Origin of the sequence: Marivita sp. GX14005, assembly GCF_023370775.1 — a bacterium.
Classification (GTDB): domain Bacteria; phylum Pseudomonadota; class Alphaproteobacteria; order Rhodobacterales; family Rhodobacteraceae; genus Marivita.
This window is the reverse complement of sequence record NZ_JAMCCQ010000001.1, coordinates 877,520-902,179: the sequence shown is the minus strand read 5'-3', so window position 1 is coordinate 902,179 and position 24,660 is coordinate 877,520. Positions and strand designations below refer to the sequence as shown.

26 protein-coding genes are annotated in these 24,660 nt (G+C 62.6%); 12 read left to right on the top strand and 14 right to left on the bottom strand.

Annotated elements, in window-relative coordinates:
- The first annotated feature begins 195 nt into the window (after positions 1–195).
- The 4 genes from M3465_RS04585 (at position 196) to M3465_RS04570 (ending at position 5,763) form a co-directional block, all read left to right on the top strand.
- On the top strand, positions 196–3,033 hold the full coding sequence (locus M3465_RS04585; RefSeq protein WP_249500518.1) for a molybdopterin oxidoreductase family protein: 2,838 nt from the start codon (positions 196–198) through the stop codon (positions 3,031–3,033).
- A gap of 67 nt (positions 3,034–3,100) precedes the next feature.
- Positions 3,101–3,904, top strand: coding sequence for a 4Fe-4S dicluster domain-containing protein (locus M3465_RS04580; protein ID WP_249500517.1), 804 nt, complete (start codon positions 3,101–3,103; stop codon positions 3,902–3,904).
- Positions 3,904–4,776: a dimethyl sulfoxide reductase anchor subunit family protein gene (locus tag M3465_RS04575; protein ID WP_249500516.1), complete on the top strand. Its 873-nt coding sequence runs from the start codon at positions 3,904–3,906 to the stop codon at positions 4,774–4,776. The genes M3465_RS04580 and M3465_RS04575 overlap by 1 nt, the downstream gene beginning before the upstream one ends.
- A gap of 12 nt (positions 4,777–4,788) precedes the next feature.
- Entirely contained in the window at positions 4,789–5,763 is a 975-nt protein-coding gene (locus M3465_RS04570; RefSeq protein ID WP_249500515.1) for a nuclear transport factor 2 family protein, read from the top strand.
- Positions 5,764–5,765: 2 nt separating this feature from the next.
- On the opposite strand, the gene M3465_RS04565 is transcribed toward M3465_RS04570, so the two are convergent.
- From M3465_RS04565 to M3465_RS04545, 5 genes are all read right to left on the bottom strand, one after another.
- Entirely contained in the window at positions 5,766–6,758 is a 993-nt protein-coding gene (locus tag M3465_RS04565; protein WP_249500514.1) for a LacI family DNA-binding transcriptional regulator, read from the bottom strand.
- A complete protein-coding gene (locus M3465_RS04560; RefSeq protein WP_249500513.1) occupies positions 6,755–7,279 on the bottom strand; it encodes an ester cyclase in 525 nt (174 codons plus the stop codon). Before M3465_RS04560 ends, M3465_RS04565 begins: the two co-directional genes overlap by 4 nt.
- Before the next feature lie 67 nt (positions 7,280–7,346).
- Positions 7,347–7,991, bottom strand: a complete 645-nt coding sequence (locus M3465_RS04555) for a DUF1523 family protein (protein ID WP_249500512.1) — start codon at positions 7,989–7,991, stop codon at positions 7,347–7,349.
- Between the two features lie 12 nt (positions 7,992–8,003).
- Positions 8,004–8,270 (bottom strand): hypothetical protein, encoded by a 267-nt coding sequence (locus M3465_RS04550; RefSeq protein ID WP_249500511.1) that lies wholly within the window; start codon positions 8,268–8,270, stop codon positions 8,004–8,006.
- Between the two features lie 80 nt (positions 8,271–8,350).
- A complete protein-coding gene (locus M3465_RS04545) occupies positions 8,351–9,355 on the bottom strand; it encodes a nuclear transport factor 2 family protein (protein ID WP_249500510.1) in 1,005 nt (334 codons plus the stop codon).
- A 199-nt stretch (positions 9,356–9,554) separates the two neighbouring features.
- On the opposite strand from M3465_RS04545, the gene M3465_RS04540 reads away from it, so the two are divergent.
- Together M3465_RS04540 and M3465_RS04535 are read left to right on the top strand one after the other, a co-directional pair.
- Entirely contained in the window at positions 9,555–9,734 is a 180-nt protein-coding gene (locus tag M3465_RS04540; RefSeq protein ID WP_249500509.1) for a hypothetical protein, read from the top strand.
- A 5-nt stretch (positions 9,735–9,739) separates the two neighbouring features.
- Positions 9,740–11,503, top strand: a complete 1,764-nt coding sequence (locus M3465_RS04535; RefSeq protein WP_249500508.1) for a sensor histidine kinase — start codon at positions 9,740–9,742, stop codon at positions 11,501–11,503.
- Positions 11,504–11,589: 86 nt separating this feature from the next.
- Here the strand turns inward: M3465_RS04535 and dps are convergent, their stop codons facing one another.
- The 3 genes from dps to M3465_RS04520 all read right to left on the bottom strand — a co-directional run bounded on the left by dps (position 11,590) and on the right by M3465_RS04520 (position 13,196).
- On the bottom strand, positions 11,590–12,075 hold the full coding sequence (dps, locus tag M3465_RS04530) for a DNA starvation/stationary phase protection protein Dps (RefSeq protein WP_249500507.1): 486 nt from the start codon (positions 12,073–12,075) through the stop codon (positions 11,590–11,592).
- Positions 12,076–12,172: 97 nt separating this feature from the next.
- Entirely contained in the window at positions 12,173–12,331 is a 159-nt protein-coding gene (locus M3465_RS04525; RefSeq protein ID WP_249500506.1) for a hypothetical protein, read from the bottom strand.
- Positions 12,332–12,389: 58 nt separating this feature from the next.
- The gene (locus M3465_RS04520; protein ID WP_249500505.1) at positions 12,390–13,196 is read right to left on the bottom strand and encodes a hormone-sensitive lipase; all 807 of its coding nucleotides are present in this window, start codon (positions 13,194–13,196) and stop codon (positions 12,390–12,392) included.
- Between the two features lie 83 nt (positions 13,197–13,279).
- Between M3465_RS04520 and M3465_RS04515 the strand changes: the two genes are divergently transcribed.
- Complete coding sequence (locus M3465_RS04515) at positions 13,280–14,755, top strand: NAD-dependent succinate-semialdehyde dehydrogenase (protein ID WP_249500504.1); 1,476 nt, start codon at positions 13,280–13,282, stop codon at positions 14,753–14,755.
- Positions 14,756–14,809: 54 nt separating this feature from the next.
- Here the strand turns inward: M3465_RS04515 and M3465_RS04510 are convergent, their stop codons facing one another.
- The 5 genes from M3465_RS04510 to M3465_RS04490 all read right to left on the bottom strand — a co-directional run bounded on the left by M3465_RS04510 (position 14,810) and on the right by M3465_RS04490 (position 20,202).
- Complete coding sequence (locus M3465_RS04510; RefSeq protein ID WP_249500503.1) at positions 14,810–15,277, bottom strand: Hsp20 family protein; 468 nt, start codon at positions 15,275–15,277, stop codon at positions 14,810–14,812.
- A gap of 113 nt (positions 15,278–15,390) precedes the next feature.
- Positions 15,391–16,227: a trypsin-like serine peptidase gene (locus M3465_RS04505; RefSeq protein ID WP_249500502.1), complete on the bottom strand. Its 837-nt coding sequence runs from the start codon at positions 16,225–16,227 to the stop codon at positions 15,391–15,393.
- Between the two features lie 61 nt (positions 16,228–16,288).
- Entirely contained in the window at positions 16,289–17,602 is a 1,314-nt protein-coding gene (glcF, locus tag M3465_RS04500) for a glycolate oxidase subunit GlcF (RefSeq protein ID WP_249500501.1), read from the bottom strand.
- 4 nt (positions 17,603–17,606) lie between these two features.
- A complete protein-coding gene (locus tag M3465_RS04495) occupies positions 17,607–18,701 on the bottom strand; it encodes an FAD-binding protein (protein ID WP_249500500.1) in 1,095 nt (364 codons plus the stop codon).
- Positions 18,702–18,753: 52 nt separating this feature from the next.
- Complete coding sequence (locus M3465_RS04490) at positions 18,754–20,202, bottom strand: FAD-linked oxidase C-terminal domain-containing protein (RefSeq protein ID WP_249500499.1); 1,449 nt, start codon at positions 20,200–20,202, stop codon at positions 18,754–18,756.
- A gap of 120 nt (positions 20,203–20,322) precedes the next feature.
- Here M3465_RS04490 and M3465_RS04485 point away from each other — a divergent pair, with 120 nt between their 5' ends.
- Together M3465_RS04485 and M3465_RS04480 are read left to right on the top strand one after the other, a co-directional pair.
- A complete protein-coding gene (locus M3465_RS04485) occupies positions 20,323–20,733 on the top strand; it encodes a CopD family protein (protein ID WP_249500498.1) in 411 nt (136 codons plus the stop codon).
- A gap of 58 nt (positions 20,734–20,791) precedes the next feature.
- Positions 20,792–21,121 (top strand): hypothetical protein, encoded by a 330-nt coding sequence (locus M3465_RS04480; RefSeq protein ID WP_249500497.1) that lies wholly within the window; start codon positions 20,792–20,794, stop codon positions 21,119–21,121.
- Positions 21,122–21,179: 58 nt separating this feature from the next.
- Here M3465_RS04480 and trhO read toward each other — a convergent pair whose 3' ends face one another.
- Positions 21,180–22,100 carry an oxygen-dependent tRNA uridine(34) hydroxylase TrhO gene (gene trhO / locus M3465_RS04475; protein WP_249500496.1) on the bottom strand — a complete coding sequence of 307 codons (921 nt, stop codon included), beginning with the start codon at positions 22,098–22,100 and terminating at the stop codon, positions 21,180–21,182.
- Between the two features lie 111 nt (positions 22,101–22,211).
- Between trhO and pncA the strand changes: the two genes are divergently transcribed.
- Genes pncA through pncB form a run of 3 tightly spaced genes read left to right on the top strand, consistent with a single transcriptional unit; the run spans position 22,212 to position 24,660 of the window.
- Positions 22,212–22,805: a bifunctional nicotinamidase/pyrazinamidase gene (gene pncA, locus M3465_RS04470; protein WP_249500495.1), complete on the top strand. Its 594-nt coding sequence runs from the start codon at positions 22,212–22,214 to the stop codon at positions 22,803–22,805.
- 48 nt (positions 22,806–22,853) lie between these two features.
- A complete protein-coding gene (locus M3465_RS04465) occupies positions 22,854–23,309 on the top strand; it encodes a tellurite resistance TerB family protein (protein WP_249500494.1) in 456 nt (151 codons plus the stop codon).
- Between the two features lie 58 nt (positions 23,310–23,367).
- The gene (gene pncB, locus M3465_RS04460) at positions 23,368–24,660 is read left to right on the top strand and encodes a nicotinate phosphoribosyltransferase (RefSeq protein ID WP_249500493.1); all 1,293 of its coding nucleotides are present in this window, start codon (positions 23,368–23,370) and stop codon (positions 24,658–24,660) included.

Below are 24,660 nucleotides of genomic sequence, written 5' to 3'. Positions count from 1 at the left end.
AATGGCACAAATGGATCGAGATTGGAGCAAATAGATGATCCCCGTATCGGCATCGCCCCGCGCGTCACCCCTTGGTCGGATGCGGCGGCCCTGTTGTTCCTTGTAAGCGCGAATGGATGATGGTTTCTTTCCGCAAGGCGGTTTCGGAAGCGCAAGCGCCCGAGCCAGCCAGTGCCGCATTGCGAGGGGGAGAGCATGGGCCAGCCACGGATCGATACATCGCCCGCCGTCTCGGACGAGGTGCGCAAGACGACCTGCTATATGTGCGCGTGCCGCTGCGGGATCGACGTGCATATGAAAGTCGGCCCCGATGGCGAGAAACGCGTCGCCTATATCGAGGGCAACCGTGACCACCCGGTGAATCGCGGCGTTCTTTGCGCAAAGGGCAGTGCCGGGATCATGCAGCACAACGCACCTTCCCGCTTGCGCGCCCCGCTAAAGCGCGTCGGCCCGCGCGGGTCGGGCGAGTTCGAGGAGATCAGCTGGGACGAGGCGATGCAGATTGCCACGGACTGGCTGGAGCCGCTGCGCGAAACAGCGCCGGAAAAGCTGGCCTTCTTCACCGGGCGCGATCAATCGCAGAGTTTCACCAGCTTCTGGGCGCAGAATTTCGGCACGCCGAATTATGCTGCACATGGCGGGTTCTGTTCGGTGAACATGGCCGCCGCCGGCATCTACACGATGGGCGGTGCCTTTTGGGAATTCGGCCAGCCCGACTGGGACCATACCAAACTCTTCATGATCTTCGGGGTCGCCGAGGATCACGACAGCAACCCGATCAAGATGGGGCTCGGCAAGATCAAGGCGCGCGGGGCCAAGGTGATCGGCGTCAATCCGATCCGCACCGGTTATAACGCCATTGCCGACGATTGGGTCGGCATCACCCCAGGCACCGATGGTCTGTTCATCCTGTCTTTGGTGCATGAACTTTTGCGCGCGGGTAAGATCGATCTCGACTACCTCGCCCGCTACACCAACGCACCGGTGCTGGTGAATGGCGATCCCAAATTGCCCGAACACGGTCTGTTCCTGCGGAACGAGTCCGACAAGCCACTGGTGATGGACCGCGATACAGGCAAGCTGACGCCCTTCGATCAGCCTGGCGTGAAGCCTGACCTCGCCGCCACCTACCGCCGCGCCGGAAACACGCATCGCACCGTCATGCATCATCTAGCGGAGCGCTACCTCGATAGCCGCTATGCGCCCGACGCGGTCGCGAAAACCTGCGGCGTCCCTGCGGCCAAGATTCGCCGCATCGCTGCCGAGATCGCGCATGTCGCCTTCGAGCAGGCGATCGAGATAGATCAGCCCTGGACCGATTTCCGCGGTGAACGCCACGAGACGATGAAGGGCCGCCCGGTCAGCTTCCACGCCATGCGCGGCATCAGCGCCCATTCCAACGGCTTCCAGACCGCGCGCGCACTGCATGTGCTGCAAATCTTGCTCGGATCGGTCGAAACGCCCGGCGGCTTCCGGTTCAAGCCGCCCTATCCCAAACCCGCGACCGCGCATCCCAAACCGCATTGCAAGGTCACGCCCGGCAAACCGCTCGACGGTCCGCATCTGGGCTTCGTGCAGGGCCCGGACGATCTGGCGCTGCGCGACGATGGGACACCCGCGCGGATCGACAAGGCGTTCACCTGGGAAAACCCGATGAGCGCGCATGGGCTGATGCATATGGTCATTTCCAACGCCCATGCCGGTGATCCCTACAGGATCGACACGCTTTTCATGTATATGGCGAACATGGCGTGGAATTCCTCGATGAACACGCGGGGCGTCATGGAGATGCTGACCGATACCGATGCAAGCGGCAATTACGTGATACCGAGGATCATCTACTCGGATGCCTACAGTTCGGAAATGGTGGCTTATGCGGATCTTGTTTTGCCCGATACGACCTATCTCGAACGGCACGACTGCATCTCCCTGCTCGACCGCCCGATCAGCGAGGCGGACGCCGCCGCCGATGCGATCCGCTGGCCGGTGGTGGAGCCCGACCGCGATGTGCGCTGCTTCCAATTGGTGCTTTGCGATCTGGGGGCGCGGCTCTGCCTGCCGGGTTTCGTGAACGAGGACGGCAGCCAAAAATACGCCGACTACGCCGATTACATCACCCATCACGAACGCCGCCCCGGCATCGGTCCGCTGGCCGGCTGGCGCATGGGCGAGACGGGGCTGACCGGCGGTCGCGGCGGGGTGAACGAGGCGCAGATCGACAGCTACATTGCCAATGGCGGCTTCTGGACAGCGCATATCCCCGAGGAAGGGCAGTATTACAAACCCTGGAACACCGCCTATCAGGACTGGGCGGTCGAGATCGGCCTCTATGATGCCCCCGCGCCCTACCTCTTCCAACTCTATGTCGAGCCGCTGCGCCGGTTCCAGCTTGCGGCCGAAGGCCATGGCCAAAGGCAGCCGCCCGATTATCTGCGCGAGAGGATCAAGGCCACGCTCGATCCGCTGCCGATCTGGTACGCCCCGCTGGAGGACGGCCATGTCGATCCCGAAGCCTTTCCGGTTCACGCGCTGACTCAGCGGCCGATGGCGATGTATCACAGCTGGGGCTCGCAAAACGCATGGCTGCGCCAGATTCACGGCCACAATCCGCTCTATCTGCCGACGAATCTCTGGCAGCGGCATGGCTTTGCCGAAGGAGACTGGGCGCGCGTCACTTCCGCGCATGGGGAAATCACCGTTCCCGTGGCCCATATGGCCGCGCTCAATGAAAACACCGTCTGGACATGGAACGCCATCGGTAAGCGCAAAGGCGCGTGGGCGCTGGACAAGGACGCGCCGGAGGCGACCAAGGGGTTCCTGCTCAACCACCTGATACACGAGCTTTTGCCGCCCAAGGGCGACGGCCTGCGCTGGGCCAATTCCGATCCCATCACGGGCCAGGCGGCGTGGTTCGACCTGCGCGTGAAGATCGAAAAGGCCGCCGCTCCGGACGAAGCGCATCCGGTCTTTCAGCCGCAAATCTCGCCGGTCGGCGAGGGGCCGGACGAGCTGCGCTGGAAGATCGGCTCATGATTGTCCGTTTCTTCTCTTTCCAAATACTCATCTGCAACGCTGCCACAGGCACCGCAGGAGGCACTTCATGACCCAGCTTCCCGAAAGCACCGAACGCAAGCTCGGGTTGGTGATCGATCTCGACACCTGCGTCGGCTGCCATGCTTGCGTCATCGCCTGCAAGGGCTGGAACACCGAGCATTACGGCGCCCCGCTCAGCGATCAGGATCCCTACGGCGCAGAGCCGTCCGGCACCTTTCTCAACCGCATCCATTCCTACGAGGTGCAGCCCGAAACCGGACCGGCGCAGCTGGTGCACTTTCCGAAATCCTGCCTGCATTGCGAGGATGCGCCCTGCGTCACCGTCTGCCCTACCGGTGCCAGCTACAAGCGCACCGAGGACGGGATTGTGCTGGTGAACGAAACCGATTGCATCGGCTGCGGCCTATGCGCCTGGGCCTGCCCTTATGGCGCGCGGGAGATGGACCGGGCGGAAGGCGTCATGAAGAAATGCACGCTCTGCGTCGATCGCATCTATAACGAGAACCTTCCCGAGATCGACCGCACCCCGGCCTGCGTGCGCACCTGCCCGGCCGGTGCGCGGCATTTCGGCGATCTGGGCGATCCTCGGAGCGATGTGAGCCGCCTCGTCGCCGAGCGTGGCGGGATGGATCTGATGCCTGAGCAGGGCACAAAGCCCGTCAATAAATATCTGCCGCCGCGCCCGAAGGATCGGCTCGATCAGGAGACCGACATCCTCGCACCGCTGCTTGCCCCAGTGGCCGAAGATGCCAAGGGCTTTCTCGGCTGGCTCGACCGGACGCTGGAGCGTCTTCCGGGGCCGGCAAACCGGCCATCCGAGCCGCGCCGCGACAAACGCGGGGAACGCTGATGCATCCGGCCCCGTCCATCATCGCCTTCAGCACGTTTTCGGGCCTCGGCCTTGGGCTGCTCTTCTGGCTTGGTATCGATCCCGATCCGCCGACAGGCTGGGTCGCGTTCACCTTTTTCGTCATCGCCTATGTTCTGGCGGTCGGGGGGCTTGTCTCATCGACCTTCCATCTCGGCCGCCCGGAACGCGCGATCAAGGCGTTCACGCAATGGCGCAGCAGCTGGCTCAGCCGTGAAGCCTGGGCCTCCGTCGCCGCGTTGGTTGTGATGGCGCTCTACGGGCTGGGACTGGTGTTCTTCGACGCGAACTGGACGATCCTCGGCTGGCTCGGGGCTGCATTGGCGATGCTGACGGTGCTGACCACGTCGATGATCTATACCCAGATGAAGACTGTGCCACGCTGGAACATGTGGCTGACGCCGGTGCTCTTCATCGCGCTGTCGCTGGCCGGCGGCGCGCTTCTGTCAGGGCGGGTGACGATCGCGATATGGTTGCTCGCACTTGCCGGGGCGGTGCAGCTTGGCTGGTGGGTCGTGGGCGATACGCGTCTGGTGCAAAGCGGCACCACGATGGAAACCGCCACCGGGCTCGGGCCGATGGGCACGGTGCGCTCCTTCGAGCCGCCGCATACCGGCACCAATTACCTGCTCGATGAAATGGTCCATGTCGTCGGCCGCCGCCATGCGCAGAAACTGCGGCTGATCGCGTTCGGGCTGATGATCGTCCTGCCGATCCTGTTGTTGTTGCTGCCCTTTCCGCATATCTTCGGCATACTGGCCTTGCTGAGCCATGCCGCCGGTGTGCTGGCTTCGCGCTGGCTTTTTTTCGCCGAAGCCGAGCATGTCGTCGGCCTTTACTACGGGATGCGCTGACAGATGCCCTTCATGCCGGATTTCGATGACCGCTGGGCGGATGCGCCTGATTTCGTTCTGGGGATCACCAAGGACATCTGGGAAGATCGCGGCATCGACACCTTGCTGCGCTATTACGGGCCGGACCTTGTCGTGCGCTCGCCCGCCTCGGTCATCAAGGGCAATGCCGGGATCATCGCCGCCACCAAGGCGACGCTGGCCGAGTTTCCCGACCGCGAACTTCTGGGCGAGGATGTGATCTGGTGCCAGACCGGGGAGGGCAGCTTCCTCTCTTCGCACCGGCTCTACTGCACCGCCACGCATGAGGGCGCGGGCATGTATGGCGCGCCGACGGGTCGCAGGCTGGCTTACCGCATCCTCGCGGATTGCTGGTGCGCGGCGAACGGGGTGCATGATGAATGGCTGGTACGCGATCAGGGTGCGATCGTGCGCCAGATGGGGCAGCAGCCGGAGGATTGGACCCGTGCGCTCATCGCGCGCGAGGGCGGGCCGGAGCATTGCGTCAAGCCGATGACACCGGCGACCGACATGCCTGGTCCCTATCGCGGCTGGGGCCATGACAATTCCTGGGGCTATCAGCTTGCGGAACTTCTGACTCGCATCGCGCAGGCGGAATTTTCCTGCATTCCTGCGCATTACGACCGCGCCGCCGAACTTGCCTATCCAGGGCATGTCGATGCCAATGGGCATGACGGCGCGGACAGGTTCTGGATGGCGCTGCACGCGGCGTTCCCCGATGCGACCTTCGAGATCGATCACGTGATGGGCATGAACGAGCCGCTATCGCCGCCGCGCGCGGCGGTGCGGTGGTCGATGCTGGGCAAACATGCCGGCTGGGGCATGTTCGGCACGCCGAGCGGGGCGGAGGTTTATATCATAGGGATCACCCATGCGGAATTCGGCCCGCGCGGGCTGCGCCGGGAATGGACGCTGATCGACGAGACGGCGATCTGGAAGCAGATCCTCCTGGCGACGGGCCGCGTCTAGCGTCAAGCGGTCCTGCGCCGGACCAGCGTGACGGGCAGCGGATCGGGCGGGTGCGCGATACCGCCGCCGATTTCGGTCACGAGCGCAGACACGGTCGCGGCGACCATGGCTTCCGGGTCTTGCCTAATCGTGGTGAGGGCGTAGGCCGGCCATGCCGCGCTTGGCACGTCGTCAAAGCCGATCACCGCCACATCGCCGGGCACGCTCAGGCCCAACTCGGCGCGCAGAACGTCGATCACGCCGAAGGCCATGTAGTCGTTTGCGACGAACACTCCATCGGGACGAGGGGTTTGTCGGAACATGCGCCGCGCAGCCTCCTTGGCACGCGCGAAGCGAAAATCGCCGACCTCGCGCGCGAAAAGCCGCATTCCGGCGTTTTCCAGCCCCTCCAGGAAACCGGCCTCCCGGTCTTTTTGCGTGCTCGCGCCGTCCCATCCGGCGATATGCCCGATGCGTGCACAGCCGATGCCGATCAGATGCTCGGCCGCCATCCGGCCGCCGGCATGAGAGTCGGAAACGACGGCGAGTTGACCGTCTGCCTCGATCCGGCGGTTGAAAAGCACTACGGGCACCCCCGAAGCGCGGCACCGCTCCGCGAGATCCGAGCGCAGCCCAACCGAGCCCAGAACGAGTCCATCGACCTGATAATCGAGAATCTGCTCGACAACGGTATCGACATCTTCGGAATCCCGCCCGGCCATGAAGACCAGCACATGATATCCCTCGCGCTCCAGCGCGCAGGACAGCAATTCGAGGATCGTCGGGTAGAAATGATTGTCGAGATAGGCGACCACCAGACCGATGATCTTGCTGCGCCCGGTCAGCATTGCGCGGGCGAGCGCGTTCGGGCGATAACCCAGCGCCTCGGCGGCTTCGCGAACCTTGGCGGCAGTCTTGGCGCTGACCGATGCGCCGGGCGTGAATACACGGCTTACGGCGGACCGGCTCACGCCGGCACGTTTGGCAACGTCGAGCGATGTGACCTTGCCGGTCACGGCGCGGGCGGGGTTTTCTCCCCCCGGTCGAAGGCTTCCCAGCCCTCGCCTTTGAACACGTCGACACCCAGCTGCGCCAGGACATGCGGAAAATCGACCATCACGTAATTGTCGACGATCTTGCCATCGACGACTTTCCAGAAATCCATGTATCGGATCTCGACCCTCTTGCCGGTCGGGGCCACGCCCATGAACGGGCCGGAATGCACCGCCTCCTGCCGCCCGAAGGCGGCAGCCCATTCGCCCATATAGAGCCGTGCCTCATCGATGCAGACCTTGTCCGAAAAGGCCGCCTGAAACGGCTTTTGCCAATTGTCCTGGAATTCGCGCAGGCCGGTCTTGGTGCCGCAGCCGGTATTGCCCATCCAGCGAAAACCCTCAGCAAAGAACTCTCCGATATCGGCGATGCGGTGATCGTTCAGTCCGTCGACCATGCTTTCGATCACCCGGCGCGTCTCATCGGTCTTGGACAGATCGGTGTCGCGGCTCAGGAGAGCCTGTTCGGGTCGCGCTCCGGTCATGACAATCTCCTTTGCATGCGTTTGCACGACTTTGGGGTCAAGCGGTGCGTGTTGGCAAGCCCTCGCGCTATCCGCTCTTTCGGCGGTGCCACCAGCGGCGGAGCCGCCCGCGCTTGAGCGCGATATCATCACCCACGGATTCGAACCCCTGGCCGACATCGGTGAGAACCGGATCGATCCGCGCCCGGCGGAAGCGGCGCCAGCGGACATAGATCGCCCAGAAGGCCGCGATAAGAAGGATCAGGACGATGATCGTCGTCCATGGAATGATGCGCACATCCGGGCCAGCGACCGGGCGCATGCTGATCGCGTTGGGAAAGATCGACAGGAATTCGTTGCGCCAGCCGTAATGCTTGATCGCGACCCATTGCGGGTTTTCCGCCGTGCTGCGCAGATCGACGGCCTCGGCCTGCAGATTGGCGGTATCGAACTTGAAATAGGGCGGCCAGCCCCAGCCGGTATCCTCGTTGCGATAAACCATGACATCGCCGCCGGCCCGGCGGGTCTGGATAAAAAAGACATCGCGATTGATGACGGCACCGTCCTTGTCCGTTTCCGGGCTCGCCCAAAAAAGGCTGTTGGCGCCCGGATCGATGCGGCGTTCATAGGAATCGGTGATGCGCACGATATCGTGCTGCGGCAGCGTGTAATGCAGTAACGCCGCAAGCACGATCCAGAAGGTCAGGATGAACGCCCATTTGATGTAACCCAAAGCCTAACCCTTTCAGTGAAAATTGGTGAAATAGACGATCGCACACATAAGCGCGAAAGGAACGACATACACCCCCAGAAGCAGCTTGCGGCGCAGCGACTTGTCGTATTCGCGCATACCGCTTTCGACATAGGTGTCTCGATTTCCCTGGCCGATTTCCTCCTCCCACTCCGCCTCCAGCGCTTCGCGTCGGGCAGCGCGCGAATAGAGCATGAGGCACACGTAGACCACGCTCAGAGCCAGGAATCCGACGAGCATCAATCGCCCCAATGCGAACATGTCCGTGCCTCTCTTGCGTTGAACCGGGGGTAAAGTTTCGCAAATGGCCGGGCAAAAGGAAAGCGATGCGCCGCGGCACCTCAGCCTATTGCGGTGCTGCGCGCCAGGATATCCACGCCCTGCGAGTTCCAGACATGCAGCAGATCGATGAACACCCAGTTTTCGGCCAGCTTGTCACCACGCCTGCGATAGAAATCGATCACGCGAAACTCGACCGGGCCCCTGGTGGCCGGCATGCCCATGAACCCGCCAAGATGTTCAGCGGTGAAGTTCGGCCATCCGAAGAAGCCGCCGTAATGCCCTTCGGCCATGCGGCAGATATGGCCTGTCCTGCTGCGATTGGTGAAGCTGGCGCGGAATGGTGCGGAATGTTGCTCGGCATATCGGGGGATCGTGTAGCTCGCGCCGATCCCGGCGGGGCCCCACCAGATCATGTCCTCATGCCAGGTGCGCCGCAATTCATCGACCAGCGGCAGACCCAGCTTCCATTCGCCAAGATCGCCCACCATTGCATTGATCGCCGCCAGCGTCGCCGCGCCCTCCTGGCGGGGGGCATCCTGATAGAGCAGACCGTCATGCGTCACCGGACCGGGTTGCACCACGTGCGCGCCGGTCTGGGGCGGGAACGGGTTCTGCCCGGCCTGCGTCATCAAATGCGGCAAATCGAAGAACATCGCCTCTTCGGCGATCTTGCCATTCTCGACCTTGTGAAACGCGCCGTAGCGCAGCATGGCAATCTTGCCGGTCGGACGGATGCCCCAGAGCGGCGCGTCGAAGAGCCCCATCAAATGCCCCATCGAAGCAACCCAGACGGCGCCGTCCTTTGCGTTGTGGTTGCGCCCGGCGAAGAACAGATCGGTGCGCCGCCGAAGCGCGGTCATCGCGCCGTGCAGAGGTTTCCAGAAACCGTTGGCCACCGCGTCCGGCCCGGTTAGCAGCCCGACAGGGTGATAGCCGCGCCAGATCAGATCGGGCGCACAATAGCGCGCGAGACTCTCGCTAGGGTCTGCTGACGGCCCTGCGGTCAACGCGTCGTAATAGTCCCGAACCAGCTGTTTCTCGTTTAGAAAGCCTGTCGCACGCACGTTTCACAATCCTGTGCAGTTTCCGCTCAACATGGCTGACTGACGCAAAAGGGCAAGATCGTTTCCACGCGCGAAACCGTGCCGCCGAAATGTCCTCGCGTTTGCGCAATCTTTACGCACGGCTATGTAGACTTGCCCAAGCCGCGTTTTGCTGCGCTGCGGCTGTGGCAAAATTCCCGCAATTTTAGGAGAACCTTGAATGATCCGTTCAAACTTTGATCAGACACTCGGGCTAAGCGGAACGAGTTTGATCTATAAGCGTTTGAACATGACATCACCGGGCATAGAAGCAGGCAGCCAGACCATGACAGAACATGCGGTATCGAGCGCGCGTATAAGGGATTTTGGAGACAGCGCTCTCGGCAGCGTCGCGCGCTAGGTCGCATGTCGCCGGACGAAAATAAGCGCTGGTCGGCCACGCCTGACGATCACGAGCATCGCCGTTTCGGCCGTAGTCTCGTCTTTCGTATTGCCGTGCTGCTTTCCGTTGCGCTTTTGCCGATCGGGCTGGTCGCGCTGGTTCAAAGCTGGCGCGCGCTCGACGCGGCGAACGACAATCTCGAAGCGTCGCTTCATGCGCGCACCAGCGTACTCATCGAACAGGAGCAGCGCGAGTTGCTCACCAAGCGCGGTGTGGCCCGAGGACTTGCGGATGCGCTCGGCGCGATCGATCTCGACCCGGCGCGATGCAGCGACATCATGCGGCGCATTTCCATCAACGAGAACGTCGCTTTCGTTGGGGTGGTCGAACAGGGCTCGCGATCCATCTGCAACAGCGCGGGGCAGTCAATCGAATTTCCGGAGGGCGAACGCGCGCAAACGCTCTTTGCCAACCCCGAACCCTTCATCGGGTTCAGCGCGCGGGGCTTCGTTTCGCAAACCCCGGTGACGATCATCTCGCATCCGATATTCGACGCCGAAGACGGCTTTCGCGGTTTTCTGACCCTGTCTTTCGCGGCTCAGCCGCTTGAACAGACGCAGGAGCGGGTCGAGGCTGCCGGCGATGTCGCGCTTGCCATGTTCAACAAGTATGGCGAAATCCTGTCGCAGTTTACCCCGGAGGGTGAGATCGAAAGCTACCTGCCTGGCGATCTCGCTCTGGACGGGTTCGTGAACCGCGACGGATCGTTCTTCACCGCGACAAGCCTTGGCGGGCAGCGCCGGTTGATTTCCGTTGTTCCGATCCTGCCGGGCGAGGTCTACGCGCTCAGCAGTTGGGGGCGCGATACCTTGCGGGAGCTGTCATCGCCCTGGTTCGCGGGCACGACGTTGCTCTTTCCCTTCCTGATGTGGGCCGTTGGCATCGTCGTTGCGGTGATCTCTCTGAACCGTCTGGTGCTGCGGCACATCAACGATCTGAACCGTCGTATGAGGGCGTTTGCCGCGCGGCGCACCATGAAAACCTCGCAGAACATCGACGAGGCTCCGAGCGAGCTTCAGACCATCAATGAGACATTCGAAGGCATGGCCGCGCAGCTACTGCGCGATGAGGCCGATCTGCAGAACGCGATCTTCGAAAGGGAGGTTTTGCTGAAGGAGGTGTATCATCGCGTCAAGAACAACCTTCAGCTTATCTCCTCGATCATCAACATGCAGGTCCGGCAAGTGAGCAGCCCCGAGGGTGTCGCCGCGCTGCGGCAGTTCCAGGACCGTGTGAACAGCCTCGCGTCGGTGCATCGCGCGCTTTATCAGGAACCGTCGCTGACAAAACTGCGGGTGGATGTGCTGATCGGGGATCTGGTGCAGCAGATCGCCAATATCGGTGCCGGATCGAAAAGCGCAGTCAGGATCGCGAAGAAACTCGATCCGGTCACGCTCGCGCCCGACCATGCCAGCCCGCTAGCCATGGCGGCGACAGAGATGCTGTCAAACGTATTTAAATATGGCGCACCCGGGCAGGATGGCGTGTTTCGGCTCGATGTCGGTTTGAGAATGCTGGATCTTGAGGGCGCGGATCACGTCCGCCTGAGCATCCGCAATTCGACGGATCCATCGGAGCCGACGGCCGAAGGCACCGGCCTTGGCAAGCGCCTGATCGCCGCGTTTTCCAGTCAGCTTGAGGCAAAGATCGCGGAGACGGTCGGGGACGATTGGTATGAGGTATCGATCACCTTCCCCTATCAGCCCTTCAAGCCGGAGGATGTCTGAGCCGGGCGGCACCAAATCGTCAAAAAAAAGCGGCGCGACCGGGGGGGGCCGCGCCGATGGGCGATCGTCTGAACTGAACCCGTGTGTCAGGCGGCATCGGGTGCGTTGGCACCGATAAACCAGGCATCCTTGTCGATGGCGCGGCTGACTTCCGTAAAGAGATCGGCCGTATCTTCATCGCCGGCATCCCCAGCCTTCTGAGCGGCGGCGCGAACGGATTCGCCAACTTCGAGGAAACGCTCTTTCAACGCCTCGATATGCTCCGCGATGTCGGTCGTTTCCACCGGATAGGCGCTCATGCGGGTTTCCTTGGAGGTCACCTCGACCGTCCCGCGCGCGATACCGCCCAGGATCACCGCACGTTCGGCCATGAGGTCGGCCCCGTCGCGCAGGCGCGCGGCCACATCGTCGAGAAGTTCGTGCACGCCGATAAAGCCGCGCCCCTTGAGGTTCCAATGAGCCTGCTTGACGGCGAGCGTGAGCGAAATCGTATCGACCAGGTTGGCGTTGAGCAGTTCGACCATTTCGCTGCGGGTGTCTTGATTGAGTCCAGCGGCAAAATTCGTGGGCATGGTATTCTCCATGATGAGTGGTGTGGGATTCAAACGTATCAACGCACGCCGAAACCGTGGCGTGCGTTACAGGCGAAGGCGCGCGCGGCGCGTCGCGTCAAAATTTCGGAATGTGACGGAATGAGGCCGAGCGGGCGTCATCGGCGCCGGGGCGAGTCGCGGCAATCCGCGCGGTCTCGTGGCGAGGCCGTTCGGAAAGGGCGAACACGGCGTATCCAACCATCGCCAGAACCGTCAATGTGATCAGCACAGTCATGAGCGTCTCCTTTCACTCAGGACAACGCCGGGTGTCGGTGACGGTTCCCGCCCTCGCCTTAATTTTGCCGCAATGTCCTTCCGAGGATCGTGCTCACCAAATCGCTGTCGGGATCGGTCAGCGGGTCGATCACGTCGAAATGGTGCTTGCCCGGCGCGATCGTCAGCCCACAGTTCCACGCATCGGCAAGCAGACGTGCCTGATCGCGAAAGACCGGACGTTCCTCGGCGCCGACCCAGACCGTCACGGGTTTCGAGGGCGGCGCCATCAGTGCAGGGCTTTCCGCCGCGGCGCTGTGCTTGTCGAGCTTGAAATCGGCGTTCATTGCGGTGTTCATCAATGGCCGCAGATCAGCGAGCGGGGAAATCGGAACGACATGCGCGATGCGCGTGAAAACGTCGTCTGGAAGCATATCGGGCGCCAGCATCCGCGCAACCAGATGGCCGCCGGCCGAATGGCCTGAAAGGCAGATCGGACCGCCGAATTCATGCGCGCTCGCGCTGATGGCCTGCGCGACCTGCCGCGTGATATCGGCGATGCGCACACGCGGGCATAGATCATAGGTCGGGATCGCCACCGCCCAGCCGCGCTCCACGAAACCGCGCGCCAGATGTGACCAAAGCGTGCCGTCGAATTGCCGCCAATAGCCGCCATGAACGAAAACGAAGAGGCCGGCAGGCTCCCCGTGCGGAATAAAGAGATCCAAAGTCTCGCGTGAGCCGTGACCATACATTACCCCGAGCCGCGCCCGGTTGAGCACCGACATTTGCCTGCGGAACGTATCTGCCTGCGCGCGCCATCTGTCGGGGAAACCCGCGCCATCGGGAATATATGGCGCATTGGCGTAGGCGTCGTCGAGGTTCACCGGAAAACTCCTAAAATATCGAATTTTGCCTAGCCATTTAACAAATGCTCCACCAATGTCAGCACGAAAAACAGGAGGAACCCATGCGCGATCAGACAACCAATCTTTCAAACCTCTTGAACGATCCGTCGCTGCTCGAAACGCGCGCCTATGTGAATGGCGAATGGATCGATGGCGATGACGGCACGTTCGCCGTCGACAATCCGGCAAGGGGCGACACGATCGCCGAGGTTGCCGATCTGTCGCGCGCGCAGGTCGGCAAGGCCATTTCCGCCGCCGAGAGCGCACAGAAGGATTGGGCGAACTGGACGGGCAAGGAACGCGGTGCGGTGCTGCGCAAATGGTTCGAACTGATGATGCAGCATCAGGACGATCTCGCCACGATCCTGACCGCCGAGCAGGGCAAGCCGCTGACCGAAGCCAAGGGCGAGATCGCCTATGGCGCGTCCTTCATCGAGTTTTTCGCCGAAGAGGCCAAGCGCATCTATGGCGAGACGATCCCCGGCCATCAGCGCGACAAACGCATCATGGTCATCAAGCAGCCCATCGGTGTCGTCGGTTCGATCACGCCGTGGAATTTCCCCAATGCGATGATCACCCGAAAGGCTGGCCCCGCCCTTGCCGCCGGTTGCAGCTTCGTCGCCCGCCCCGCTGCAGAGACGCCGCTTTCGGCAATCGTTCTTGGCGTTCTTGCAGACCGCGCGGGAATTCCGGCGGGTGTGTTCAACGTGGTCCCGTCCTCCTCCTCCTCCGAGGTGGGTAAAGAAATGTGCGAGAACCCGGCGGTGCGCAAGATCACCTTCACCGGCTCCACCGAGGTTGGCCGTATCCTGCTTCGGCAGGCCGCCGATCAGGTGATGAAATGCTCCATGGAGCTTGGCGGCAACGCGCCGTTCATCGTGTTCGACGATGCCGATCTCAATGCCGCCGTCGATGGCGCGATCATGTGCAAGTTCCGCAATAACGGGCAAACCTGCGTCTGCGCGAACCGCATCTATGTGCAGGCCGGCGTTTATGACGCGTTCGCCGAAAAGCTGAAGGACCGGGTCAGCCAGATGAAAGTCGGCGACGGGCTCGAAGAGGGCACCGATCTCGGCCCGCTGATCAACCGCGATGCGCTGGACAAGGTACAGGAACATATCGCCGACGCCAAATTCAAGGGCGCCGATGTGATCCTCGGCGAAGAGGGACAGAACATGGACGGCAATTTCTTCGCCCCTGTCATCGTCACCGGCGCCACGAAGGACATGGCCTTTGCCACCGAGGAAACCTTCGGCCCGCTCGCACCACTCTTCAAATTCGAGACGGAAGACGACGTGATCGCGCTCGCCAATGACACGATCTTCGGGCTTGCCAGCTATTTCTACGCCAAGGACCTGAGCCGCGTCTACAAGGTGGCCGAAGCGCTGGAATACGGGATCGTCGGCGTGAACACCGGCATCATCTCGACCGAGGTTGCGCCCTTCGGCGGTGTGAAGCAATCCGGCCTTGGCCGCGAGGGCAGCCATCACGGGATCGAGGAATTCGTGGAGATGAAATATATCTGCTTGTCGGTCTGACGCCAAAAGGCCCGGCGCTTTGCCGGGCCCCGATGCTCTGGCTTACGAAAAAGCTCAGTTCACCGCTTTTGCGTCCACCACGTCTTTCTCGATGGCGTCCGTCTTTGCGATCTCGATCCGCCGGGGCTTCAGCGCCTCGGGGATCTCGCGCACGAGGTCGATATGCAGCATGCCGTTCTCGTGGCTGGCGCCGGTCACGCGCACATGATCGGCAAGGTGGAACCGGCGCTGGAACGCGCGGGTGGCGATCCCGCGATGCAGATAGGTGCGGTCCTCGTCCTCGTTCACCTTGTCGGCCGAGACGTGCAGCGCGCCGTCCTTCACCTCGACGGTCAGATCCTCATCGGAGAACCCGGCCACCGCGATGGAGATGCGGTAGGCATCGTCAGCGGTCTTCTCGATGTTGTAAGGCGGGTAGGTTGCGTTCGATCCGTCATTGGACGTCACGCGATCAAGCATGTCGGCAATTTGATCAAAGCCGACGGTTGCGCGGTAAAGCGGTGCGAAATCAAGTCCTCGCATAGGTCATCCTCCATTGAGCGATACCAGTGTTTCAGGCCTTCCGGCACGGACAGGCCCGGTATGAATGCCGGGCCCCGATACGGGCATCCCGGCATGGCAAAGATGGGGGTGGTCTACCGGCGGTTCAAGAGGTCGCCGCGCGCTTCCGGGCGGACGAATTTGGCCCCCGCAGCCGGCCGCGCCTCGTTCCCCACTCGCAGTGGCCTGAAGCCCGTTCCTTCGGCGAATCCCGCGCCGCCCCGCATCAGGGCCTCGATTACCTCGATCTGCCCGGCGAGCGGAGCGCCAAGGGAAACGGCAACATCATCGCTCTTGCCTTTCGAAGACACGACCGACACGATTTTCGGCACGTCCCCGTCGAGCGTGAAAACCGGCGAGCCCGAACTGCCGAAATCGACCGAACAGGACAGGACAAGCAGATCCTCCTGTTCGGACAGGATCTCGCAATCGTCCTGCATCGAGGGGGCCTCCGACCGGTCATGCGCATAGGACACGACGGCCACGCGCGTGCCGGCGCCCGGACGATCATCCGTGGCAAAAGGCATGATCGTGGTGTTGCGCACCGGATGTTGCAACTCGATCAGCGCGATGTCGCGATAGACGCGATCCGCGCCGGGAGCGGCGAAGAAATCGTATTCGGGATGCACGACGGCCCGCCGCACACGGCGATAGGCGGCCGCCCGCCCGTTTCTCCAGCCGGCGAGGAATTGCACGTCACCCGGTTCGAGCAGAGCGCCAGTCTCATCGTAGAGGCAATGCGCCGCCGTCAGAACGAGATCGGGCGCGATGAGCGATCCGGTGCAAAAGGCTCGCCCGGCAAGCTCAAGCCGCCCGACCGCCTCCCATGCGCGCCCGTCCTGACGGCTCTCCATGGAGAACAACCCGCCTGTCTGCGCCCCGGCCAGACCGGGCAACAGGATGGACAACAGCCCGAGAATTAGAAGGCGCACGCGTTCACTCCGCTTTGGTCGGTCCTTGTGCGACCATTCGGGCGAAACTATGGCGAAGCCGTCACATCCGTTCCGGATCGAGCGCCGCCGGCTTCGGCCCACCGGTCGCCCAGTCGAGCAACTCCACGGTATGCACGACGGGCACCTCGGTTCCAGACCCGATTTGTATCATGCAGCCGATATTGCCCGCCGCGATGATCTGCGGCTGCCTGGCTTCCAGCGTTTCGACCTTGCGCGCCTTGATCTGGCCGGAAATCTCCGGTTGCATCAGATTGTAAGTGCCGGCCGATCCGCAACACAAGTGGCTGTCCGCAGGCTCCACCACGTCGAAACCGGCGGCTTTGAGCAGCGCCTTGGGATGCGTCTTGATCTGCTGACCGTGCTGCAGGCTGCAGGCGGCATGATAGGCCACGCGCGGCGTGCCGTGAATGGTCCGTGCCTCCGATAGGCTGGCCTCGTCCACAAGCTCGACGAGCACTTCGCTGACATCCCTCGCGATGGCAGAGACCCGCGCGGCATCACCGGCCAGCGCATCCTCGCGGAACATATGGCCGTAATCCTTGACGGTGGTGCCGCAACCGCTGGTGTTGATGACGATGGCATCGAGCCCCGCGCCGTCCATCTCCGCCGCCCAGGCGCGGATATTGGCTGCCGCGGATGCGTGGCTCTCGTCCACTTTCCCCATGTGATGCGTCAGTGCCCCGCAGCATCCCGCGCCCTCGGCCACCACGACCTCGCAACCAAGCCGCGTCAGAAGCCGGATGGTGGCATCGTTGATATCGGTGTTCAGCGCCTTCTGCGCACAGCCCGTCATCAGCGCCACGCGCTTGCGGCGCGGCCCCTCCGGCGCAAAGCTTTGCGGATCGTCATTGCGGCTCACCGGCGGAATCCGCTTCGGCGCCATCGCCAGCATCGCGCGGAGCCGCGCATCGGGAATGAGCGGCGCGAAGGGTTTGCCGAGTTTCGCCGCGATCAAGGCGGCCCGGAACCGCATCGGATAGGGCAGGATACGCGCCAGCATCCAGCGCAGCGCGCGATCATGCCAAGGCCGCTTGTAATGCTCCTCGATATAGGCGCGTGCGTGATCGACCAGATGCATGTAATGCACCCCGGAAGGGCAGGTCGTCATGCAGGCGAGGCAGGACAGGCAACGGTCGATATGCTTGACCGTCCTGTCATCCGGTACACGCTCGTTCTCCAGCATGTCCTTGATGAGGTAAATCCTCCCGCGCGGGCTGTCGAGCTCGTCGCCGAGCACCTGATAGGTCGGACAGGTCGCGGTGCAGAAGCCGCAATGCACACAGGCCCGCAATATCTCGTTCGAGCGCGCGAAAGCGGGATCTTCAAGCTGCTTTTCGGTGAATGTCGTCTGCATCGCGCTACCCCATCAGCCCGGCGTTCAGGATACCCTTCGGATCGAAGCGCGCGCGCAATCCATTCGACAACGCGGCGATCTCCGGCGTCTCCGGCTGAAACTTCGGCTGGCCGCTGCCGCGCACCAGCGTTGCATGCCCGTCGAACGCTCCGAGACGCGCCCGCAGGTCGGTCCCTTTCGGCACCCGCACCCAGATCAGCCCGCCGCCCCAGTCATAGAACACCGCATCGGCCTGCATCCTCCCGGCAAGCTCCGGCGCGTCCGAAGGCGTGCAGGACACCCGCCAGACGTCCCCCGGCGCGCCATGGAACGGCGCAACATCGCGTATCTCGCGCCAGATGTCGGCAACGCGCGCGCCATCCTCCTCTATCCGCACCGCCATGTCCGGAAACAACTCCGCAACCCGTTTCGCGCGATAGGCGACCGATCCGGCAAAGCCCTCGATCCGCAACATGGTCACCGGCAGCTCGCCCGGAAGATGCGCCGCGCCGGAAACCTCGAAAGGCGATCCCAGCGCCCGCGCCATCGCGCCCACGGCGTCGCCGTCCTCAAGCCCCTCGATCACCACCGAAGCCGCGGTTTCCGGGCGCGGCAGCACTTTCAGGCTGACCTCTGTCAGCACCCCCAATGTGCCCCAGGATCCGGTCATCAGCTTCACCAGATCATAGCCGGTCACGTTCTTCATCACGCGCCCGCCATTCTTGATCACCTGACCGGCCCCATCGACGAACCGCACCCCTAGCATGAAATCGCGACACGCCCCCACGGCGACCCGGCGCGGCCCGCTGACATTGGCCGCGACAACCCCGCCAATGGTCGGCTCGCCCTTGGTGCCGAGAAGATCGCGATGATCCATCGGCTCGAACGGCAGCCTCTGCCCCTCCGCCTCAAGCGCCGCCTCGATTTCGGCCAAAGGCGTGCCCGCGCGCGCAACCAGCGTCAGCGATCCCGGTTCGTAAAGCGTGATCCCCGACAGACCGCCGGTTTCCACCACCTCGCCATTCACCTCGGCACCCCGCGTGCCGCCGCCGCGCAGGCATAGCGGCCCGTCGGCCCCGGCGATCAGTTCGGCCAGGTCTGCTTCCGTCTCTGCTCTCATGGTTTCTTTGGGCCTCAAATACCTCGGGGGTTTGGGGGCTGGCCCCCAATCGTCACTCTGCCGCCAACGCCATGCTGCGGCGGGCGTCCGACGCGGCCAGCGGGAACACCTTGGCCGGGTTCAAAAGCCATTCTGGATCGAACACGTCCTTCACCGCCATCTGCGCCTCCAGATCCGCCGGATCGAACTGATCTACCATCAGATCGCGCTTCTCGATGCCGACGCCGTGCTCGCCCGTCAGACATCCGCCGACCTCGACGCAAAGCCGCAGGATATCCGCGCCGAACGCCTCGCAAAGCTCCAGATCGCCTTCCTTGTTCGCATCGAAAAGGATCAGCGGATGCATGTTGCCGTCGCCGGCATGGAACACATTGGCCACATCGAGCCCGTAGTCCTTCGACATCTCCCCGATCCGGCGCAGCACATAGGGCAGCTCCGACACCGGGATCGTCCCGTCCAGACACATGTAATCGTTGATCTGTCCCATCGCGCCGAAAGCCGACTTGCGGCCGAGCCAGATCCGCGCGGCTTCCTCGGCATCCTTCGCCTCGCGCAGCTCCACCGGATCATGCCGCCGCGCGATATCGAGAATGACGGCAAGCTGCTCGTCGATTTCCTCGGCGCTGCCTTCGACCTCCACGATCAAAAGCGCCTCGCACATCGGATAGCCGGCTTTGGCGAACCGCTCTGTCGCCTCGATGCAAGGGCGGTCCATGAATTCAATGGCAACCGGCAAAACGCCCGCACGGATGATATCGGCGACGCAGGCGCCCGCGACCTCGTTGCTGTCGAACCCCATCAGAACCGGGCGCGCGCCTTCGGGTTTCGGCAGGATGCGCAGGGTCGCTTCGGTCACCACGCCAAGCTGGCCTTCCGATCCGCAAATCAATCCAAGCAAATCGTAGCCGCCGGCATCCATATGCTTGCCGCCAAGCTCGATCACCGTGCCGTCCATCTTCACCATCGTGACACCCAGCAGATTGTTCGTCGTCACGCCGTATTTCAGGCAATGCGCGCCGCCGGAATTCATCGCGATATTGCCTGCGATGGCGCAGGCCAGCTGGCTAGATGGGTCGGGCGCGTAGAAGAACCCGTCCTCCTCGATCGCGCCGGTCACGCTGAGATTGGTGCGCCCGGTCTGCACGCGGATGCAGCGGTTCTCGTAATCGGTCTCGATCACATCGGCCATCCGCGCCACACCGAGCAGCACGCAATCGGCGGTAGGCAAAGCGCCGCCCGCCAGCGACGTGCCGGACCCGCGCGGCACGACCGGCACACCCATCGCGTGACAGGTTTTCAGAACCTCCGATACTTCCTGCGTCGTCGACGGTAGCACGACCGCCATCGGCGGGCATTTATAGGCTGTCAGCGCATCGCATTCATAGGCGCGCGTTTCGCGTTCGTCGAAAATCACCGCGCCCTCCGGCAGGACGGCTTTCAAGCGATCCACGATCTGCGCCTTGCGGGAAATCACGCTGGCATCGGGCTCTGGCATCTGCATGGGGGGTTCCTCCGAATTGGTAAGATTATATAACCAATTCTGCGCTCAGAACCAGAAGTTTCTCAGAGAAATGGCGTTCGGGCTCTTGCGTTCCCCGCACGCCGGGGTCACGAGACAAACATGGACTGGATCAAGATCATACATCTGCTGTGCGTGATGGGCTGGATGACCTCCATCTTCGCCGTGCCGCGAGCGATGATCTATTGGAAGCGCGAGCATGAAAGGCTCGGTGAATTCGGCCCCTTGGGCGATCTGACAGTCCGGCTTTATCGGTTTTCCGCCGGTCTGGGCGTGATCGCCCTCATCACGGGGCTTTGGCTCGGCGGGCTCTGGGGCATGCCGGCATGGGTCTGGCTCAAGCTGGGTCTGGTTCTGTTGCTGACGATCCATTACATCTGGACCGGGCGCATGGTGTTGCGGGGGCGCAAGGGCGTGTTCACCGAATCCGATGTCTATCTTCGCGTCTTCAACGAGATCAGCGTGATCGGCGTGATCGCGATCCTTTGGGTGGTGGTGGTCAAACCCTTCTGACGGCATTGCCGGGAAAAAAACGTCCCAAAAGAGGCGCGGCGCGTGTTACGCTGCGGACATGCGCCGCTTCATCAGCATCACCCTGCTCAGCGCAAGCCCGCTCCTCGCCGATCCGCCGGTGATCGAGGCGGCCAGCCATGATGGCGGCCGCGTTGCTGTCACGCTGTCGCATCCCGACACGGGCTGGGATCACTACGCCGATGGCTGGCGGATCGAAACGGCGCAGGGCGAGGCGATCGCGACACGCGAGTTGCTGCACCCTCATGTCGAGGAACAACCTTTTACCCGCAGCCTTTTTGCCGCCGATCTGCCGGAGGAGGCGCTTTTCATCCGGGCGAAATGCTCGGTCGATGGATGGAACGAGGATACCGTGCCACTCGTGCGATAGGTCAGGCGTTCTGCCCCAATGTTTCGCATGCGAAACATCGGGTCCGGTTCGGCCCTATTTACGTTTCGTCAACGATATCGGCGTGCAGGTGCCGCTCGCCCCGCGCTTCGGCAAGGCGGATCTGCTTCTGGCGCTCGCGAAAGCGCGTCTTGTCGGCCTCGGAGGTTTCTTCGGCGCAAAGATGACAGGCGACGCCGTGCTCGTATTCCGGCCTTTCGCGATCTTCCGGCAGGATCGGGCGGCGGCAAGCATGGCATAGCAGGTGCGGCCCCTCGGCCAGCCCGTGCCCGACCGACACGCGCCCGTCGAAGACGAAACACTCGCCGTTCCAGGTGCTGTCCTCCTGCGGCACGTCCTCCAGATATTTCAGGATGCCTCCCTTGAGGTGATAGACGTCTTCGACCCCTTGGCTCAGCAGGTAGTTCGTCGATTTTTCGCAGCGGATACCGCCGGTGCAGAACATGGCGATACGCTTGTTGTGGAAGCGGTCCTTGTTCTGTTTCCACCATTCGGGAAATTCGCGGAAACTGTCGGTTTCCGGATCGACCGCGCCTTCGAAAGTGCCGATGGCGACCTCGTAATCGTTACGCGTGTCGATCACGGCGACATCGGGGCTCAGGATCAGATCGTTCCAGTCCTTCGGTTCGACGTAGTGGCCCACCTTTGCGAGCGGATCGACATCCGGCACGCCCATGGTCACGATCTCTTTCTTGAGCCGCACCTTCATCCGCGCGAAGGGGCGCTCGGCGGCGGTGGAGAGTTTCCACTCCAGATCGGCGCAGCCCGGAAGGCCGCGCAGATAAGTTAACAAAGTGTCAATGCCCGCCTCCGGCCCGGCAACGGTGCCGTTGATCCCCTCGCGTGCCAGCAGCAATGTGCCGGTGATCTTTTGCGCAAGGCAAAGATCGCGCAGAGGCTGTCGCATGCCGGCGGGATCGTCGAAACGGGTGAAGTGGTAAAGGGCGCAAACAGTAAACATGAGCGCGGAATTATGCCCGGACCGGCCATTCCGCAAGGCCCGAGATTGCCGCAACCCTTGACCGCTGCGAGCAGGGTTCCTAACCAAGAGACAGCAACAGGAGACTGCCCCATGACCGCGCTGATCGTCATCGACATGCAAAACGATTTCTGCCCCGGCGGCGCGCTGGCCGTTGCGGAGGGCGATAGCATCGTTTCCGGGATCAACGCGCTGATGAAGAGCAGCAACGCGGTGATCCTGACGCAGGATTGGCACCCGGCGGATCACAGTTCCTTCGCCTCGCAGCACGAGGCGCAGGCGCCTTACGAGATGATCGATATGCCATACGGGCCGCAGGTGCTTTGGCCCGATCATTGCGTGATCGGATCGCAGGGCGCGGCGTTTCATCCTGAGCTTGACGTGAACCGCGCCGATATGGTGATCCGCAAGGGCTTCCGCCGCGAGATCGACAGTTATTCGGCGTTTTTCGAGAATGACCATACAACGCCGACCGGGCTTGAGGGCTATCTTCGCACGCGCAAGATCAGCTCGCTTCTTCTGGCGGGGCTGGCGACGGACTTCTGCGTCGCCTATTCGGCGATCGATGCAGCGAAACTGGGCTTCGATGTCACGGTCTGCATGGATTTGTGCCGCGGCATCGATCTCGATGGATCGCTGGAAGCGGCCAAGGCGCAGATGCAGGACGCCGGCGTTTCGCTCGCCTGAACGGCCGTTCCGTTTCCTCTAAAGGTCTCCTAAAGAAAGGCCGGTTTCATGTTCTCCCGTATCCTCGCCCTGTTCGACGCATCGGTTCCGCGCACCGAGTTGCCGCCCGCCGATGCCAAATACGCGCTGGGCGCGCTCATGGTGCGCACCGCGATGGTGGACAATACCTATCTTTTCCAGGAGATCGAGGAGATCGACCGCGTTCTGGGCAAGCTTTACGATCTCGGTCCTGTCGAGGCGGCGAAGATGCGCGCGCAATGCGAGGTGCTGGAGCAGGAGCTTCCGAGAAACGAGGATCTGACGGAAATCCTGATGCGGAACATCAATGCCGAAAAGCGCGAACGGACGGTTCGCGCGCTTTGGGACGTGGTTTACGCGGATGGCACGCGCGATCCCGAGCAGACGGCGCTTTTGCGCGAGATCGCGGCGCTGATCGGCATCGACGAGCAAAGCTGCGAAAGGTTGCGGCTCGAACAGAAGGCCCGGCATCTGGCAGCGCGCTGACGCTGGACAAGCCGCGCTCCGCTTGGTCTAAAGCGGCACGCCCCTGTCGGAGCCTGTCATGGTCGATATCGCCACTCGCGTCTGGAACCACAAATGGAAGATCGACCCCATCGTGCGGTCGCTCATCGATACCGATTTCTACAAGCTTCTGATGTGCCAGTCGGTGTTCCGCAACAAGCGCGACACGCAGGTCACGTTCAGCCTGATCAACCGGTCGGACGATGTGCCGCTGGCCAAGCTGATCGACGAGGGCGAGCTGCGCGAACAGCTCGATCACATCCGGTCGCTGTCGCTGCGGCGCAACGAAAGCACGTGGCTGCGCGGCAATACGTTCTACGGCAAGCGGCAGATGTTTCGCCCCGATTTCATGGAGTGGTTCGAGACCCTGCGCCTTCCGGCCTATCACCTCGAACGGGTGGGCGATCAGTATGAGCTGACCTTCGAAGGGAAGTGGCCGGAGGTGATGCTGTGGGAGATCCCGGCGCTGGCCGTGCTCATGGAGCTGCGCGGGCGGGCGGTTCTGAACGATATGGGCCGGTTCGAGCTTCAGGTGCTTTACGCCCGCGCGATGACGAAACTCTGGGAAAAGATCGAACGGCTGCGCGAGGTGCCGGAGTTGCGGATCGCCGATTTCGGCACGCGGCGCCGCCATTCGTTTCTTTGGCAGGATTGGTGCGTTCAAGCCATGGTCGAGGGGCTTGGCGAGAGTTTCGTCGGCACGTCGAACTGTCTGATTGCAAAGCATCGCGATCTGGAGGCGATCGGTACGAACGCGCATGAATTGCCTATGGTCTATGCTGCGCTGGCCGAGGATGATGTGGCGCTCAAACAGGCGCCCTATGACGTGCTGGCCGATTGGCACGAGGAACATGACGGCAATTTGCGGGTGATCCTGCCCGACACCTATGGAACCGAAGGGTTCCTGCGCGATGCGCCCGATTGGCTCGCCGGCTGGACCGGCATTCGCATCGATTCCGGTGATCCCGCGCAGGGGGCCGAAACGGCGATCCGCTGGTGGAAGGAACGCGGAGAGGATCCGAGGCGCAAGCTGGTGATCTTCTCGGATGGGCTGGACGTGAACAAGATCCTCGAATTGCAGGCACAATTCGGCGGCCGCGTTCGGGTGTCTTTCGGCTGGGGCACGCTGCTGACCAATGATTTTCGCGGGTTGACGCCGGATGACCGACTCGCGCCGTTCAGCCTTGTCTGCAAGGCGGTGGAGGCGAATGGCCGTCCGACGGTCAAGCTTTCGGACAATCCGCGCAAGGCGATGGGGCCCGATGCCCAGATCGCGCGCTACAAGCGCGTTTTCGACGTTGGCGCGCAGGTTGCGCAGGACGTTCTGGTCTGA

Coding starts and splice junctions, on each gene's coding strand:
- M3465_RS04510 (WP_249500503.1), bottom strand. CDS start 15,277: ATGCGAGGACTTGATTTCGCACCGCTTTACCGCGCAACCGTCGGCTTT.
- M3465_RS04490 (WP_249500499.1), bottom strand. CDS start 20,202: ATGCAGATGCCAGAGCCCGATGCCAGCGTGATTTCCCGCAAGGCGCAG.
- M3465_RS04515 (WP_249500504.1), top strand. CDS start 13,280: ATGCGCGATCAGACAACCAATCTTTCAAACCTCTTGAACGATCCGTCG.
- M3465_RS04495 (WP_249500500.1), bottom strand. CDS start 18,701: ATGAGAGCAGAGACGGAAGCAGACCTGGCCGAACTGATCGCCGGGGCC.
- M3465_RS04525 (WP_249500506.1), bottom strand. CDS start 12,331: ATGACTGTGCTGATCACATTGACGGTTCTGGCGATGGTTGGATACGCC.
- M3465_RS04575 (WP_249500516.1), top strand. CDS start 3,904: ATGCATCCGGCCCCGTCCATCATCGCCTTCAGCACGTTTTCGGGCCTC.
- M3465_RS04570 (WP_249500515.1), top strand. CDS start 4,789: ATGCCGGATTTCGATGACCGCTGGGCGGATGCGCCTGATTTCGTTCTG.
- pncB (WP_249500493.1), top strand. CDS start 23,368: ATGGTCGATATCGCCACTCGCGTCTGGAACCACAAATGGAAGATCGAC.
- M3465_RS04585 (WP_249500518.1), top strand. CDS start 196: ATGGGCCAGCCACGGATCGATACATCGCCCGCCGTCTCGGACGAGGTG.
- M3465_RS04480 (WP_249500497.1), top strand. CDS start 20,792: ATGCGCCGCTTCATCAGCATCACCCTGCTCAGCGCAAGCCCGCTCCTC.
- trhO (WP_249500496.1), bottom strand. CDS start 22,100: ATGTTTACTGTTTGCGCCCTTTACCACTTCACCCGTTTCGACGATCCC.
- M3465_RS04550 (WP_249500511.1), bottom strand. CDS start 8,270: ATGTTCGCATTGGGGCGATTGATGCTCGTCGGATTCCTGGCTCTGAGC.
- M3465_RS04535 (WP_249500508.1), top strand. CDS start 9,740: ATGTCGCCGGACGAAAATAAGCGCTGGTCGGCCACGCCTGACGATCAC.
- dps (WP_249500507.1), bottom strand. CDS start 12,075: ATGCCCACGAATTTTGCCGCTGGACTCAATCAAGACACCCGCAGCGAA.
- glcF (WP_249500501.1), bottom strand. CDS start 17,602: ATGCAGACGACATTCACCGAAAAGCAGCTTGAAGATCCCGCTTTCGCG.
- pncA (WP_249500495.1), top strand. CDS start 22,212: ATGACCGCGCTGATCGTCATCGACATGCAAAACGATTTCTGCCCCGGC.
- M3465_RS04580 (WP_249500517.1), top strand. CDS start 3,101: ATGACCCAGCTTCCCGAAAGCACCGAACGCAAGCTCGGGTTGGTGATC.
- M3465_RS04485 (WP_249500498.1), top strand. CDS start 20,323: ATGGACTGGATCAAGATCATACATCTGCTGTGCGTGATGGGCTGGATG.
- M3465_RS04465 (WP_249500494.1), top strand. CDS start 22,854: ATGTTCTCCCGTATCCTCGCCCTGTTCGACGCATCGGTTCCGCGCACC.
- M3465_RS04560 (WP_249500513.1), bottom strand. CDS start 7,279: ATGACCGGAGCGCGACCCGAACAGGCTCTCCTGAGCCGCGACACCGAT.
- M3465_RS04540 (WP_249500509.1), top strand. CDS start 9,555: ATGATCCGTTCAAACTTTGATCAGACACTCGGGCTAAGCGGAACGAGT.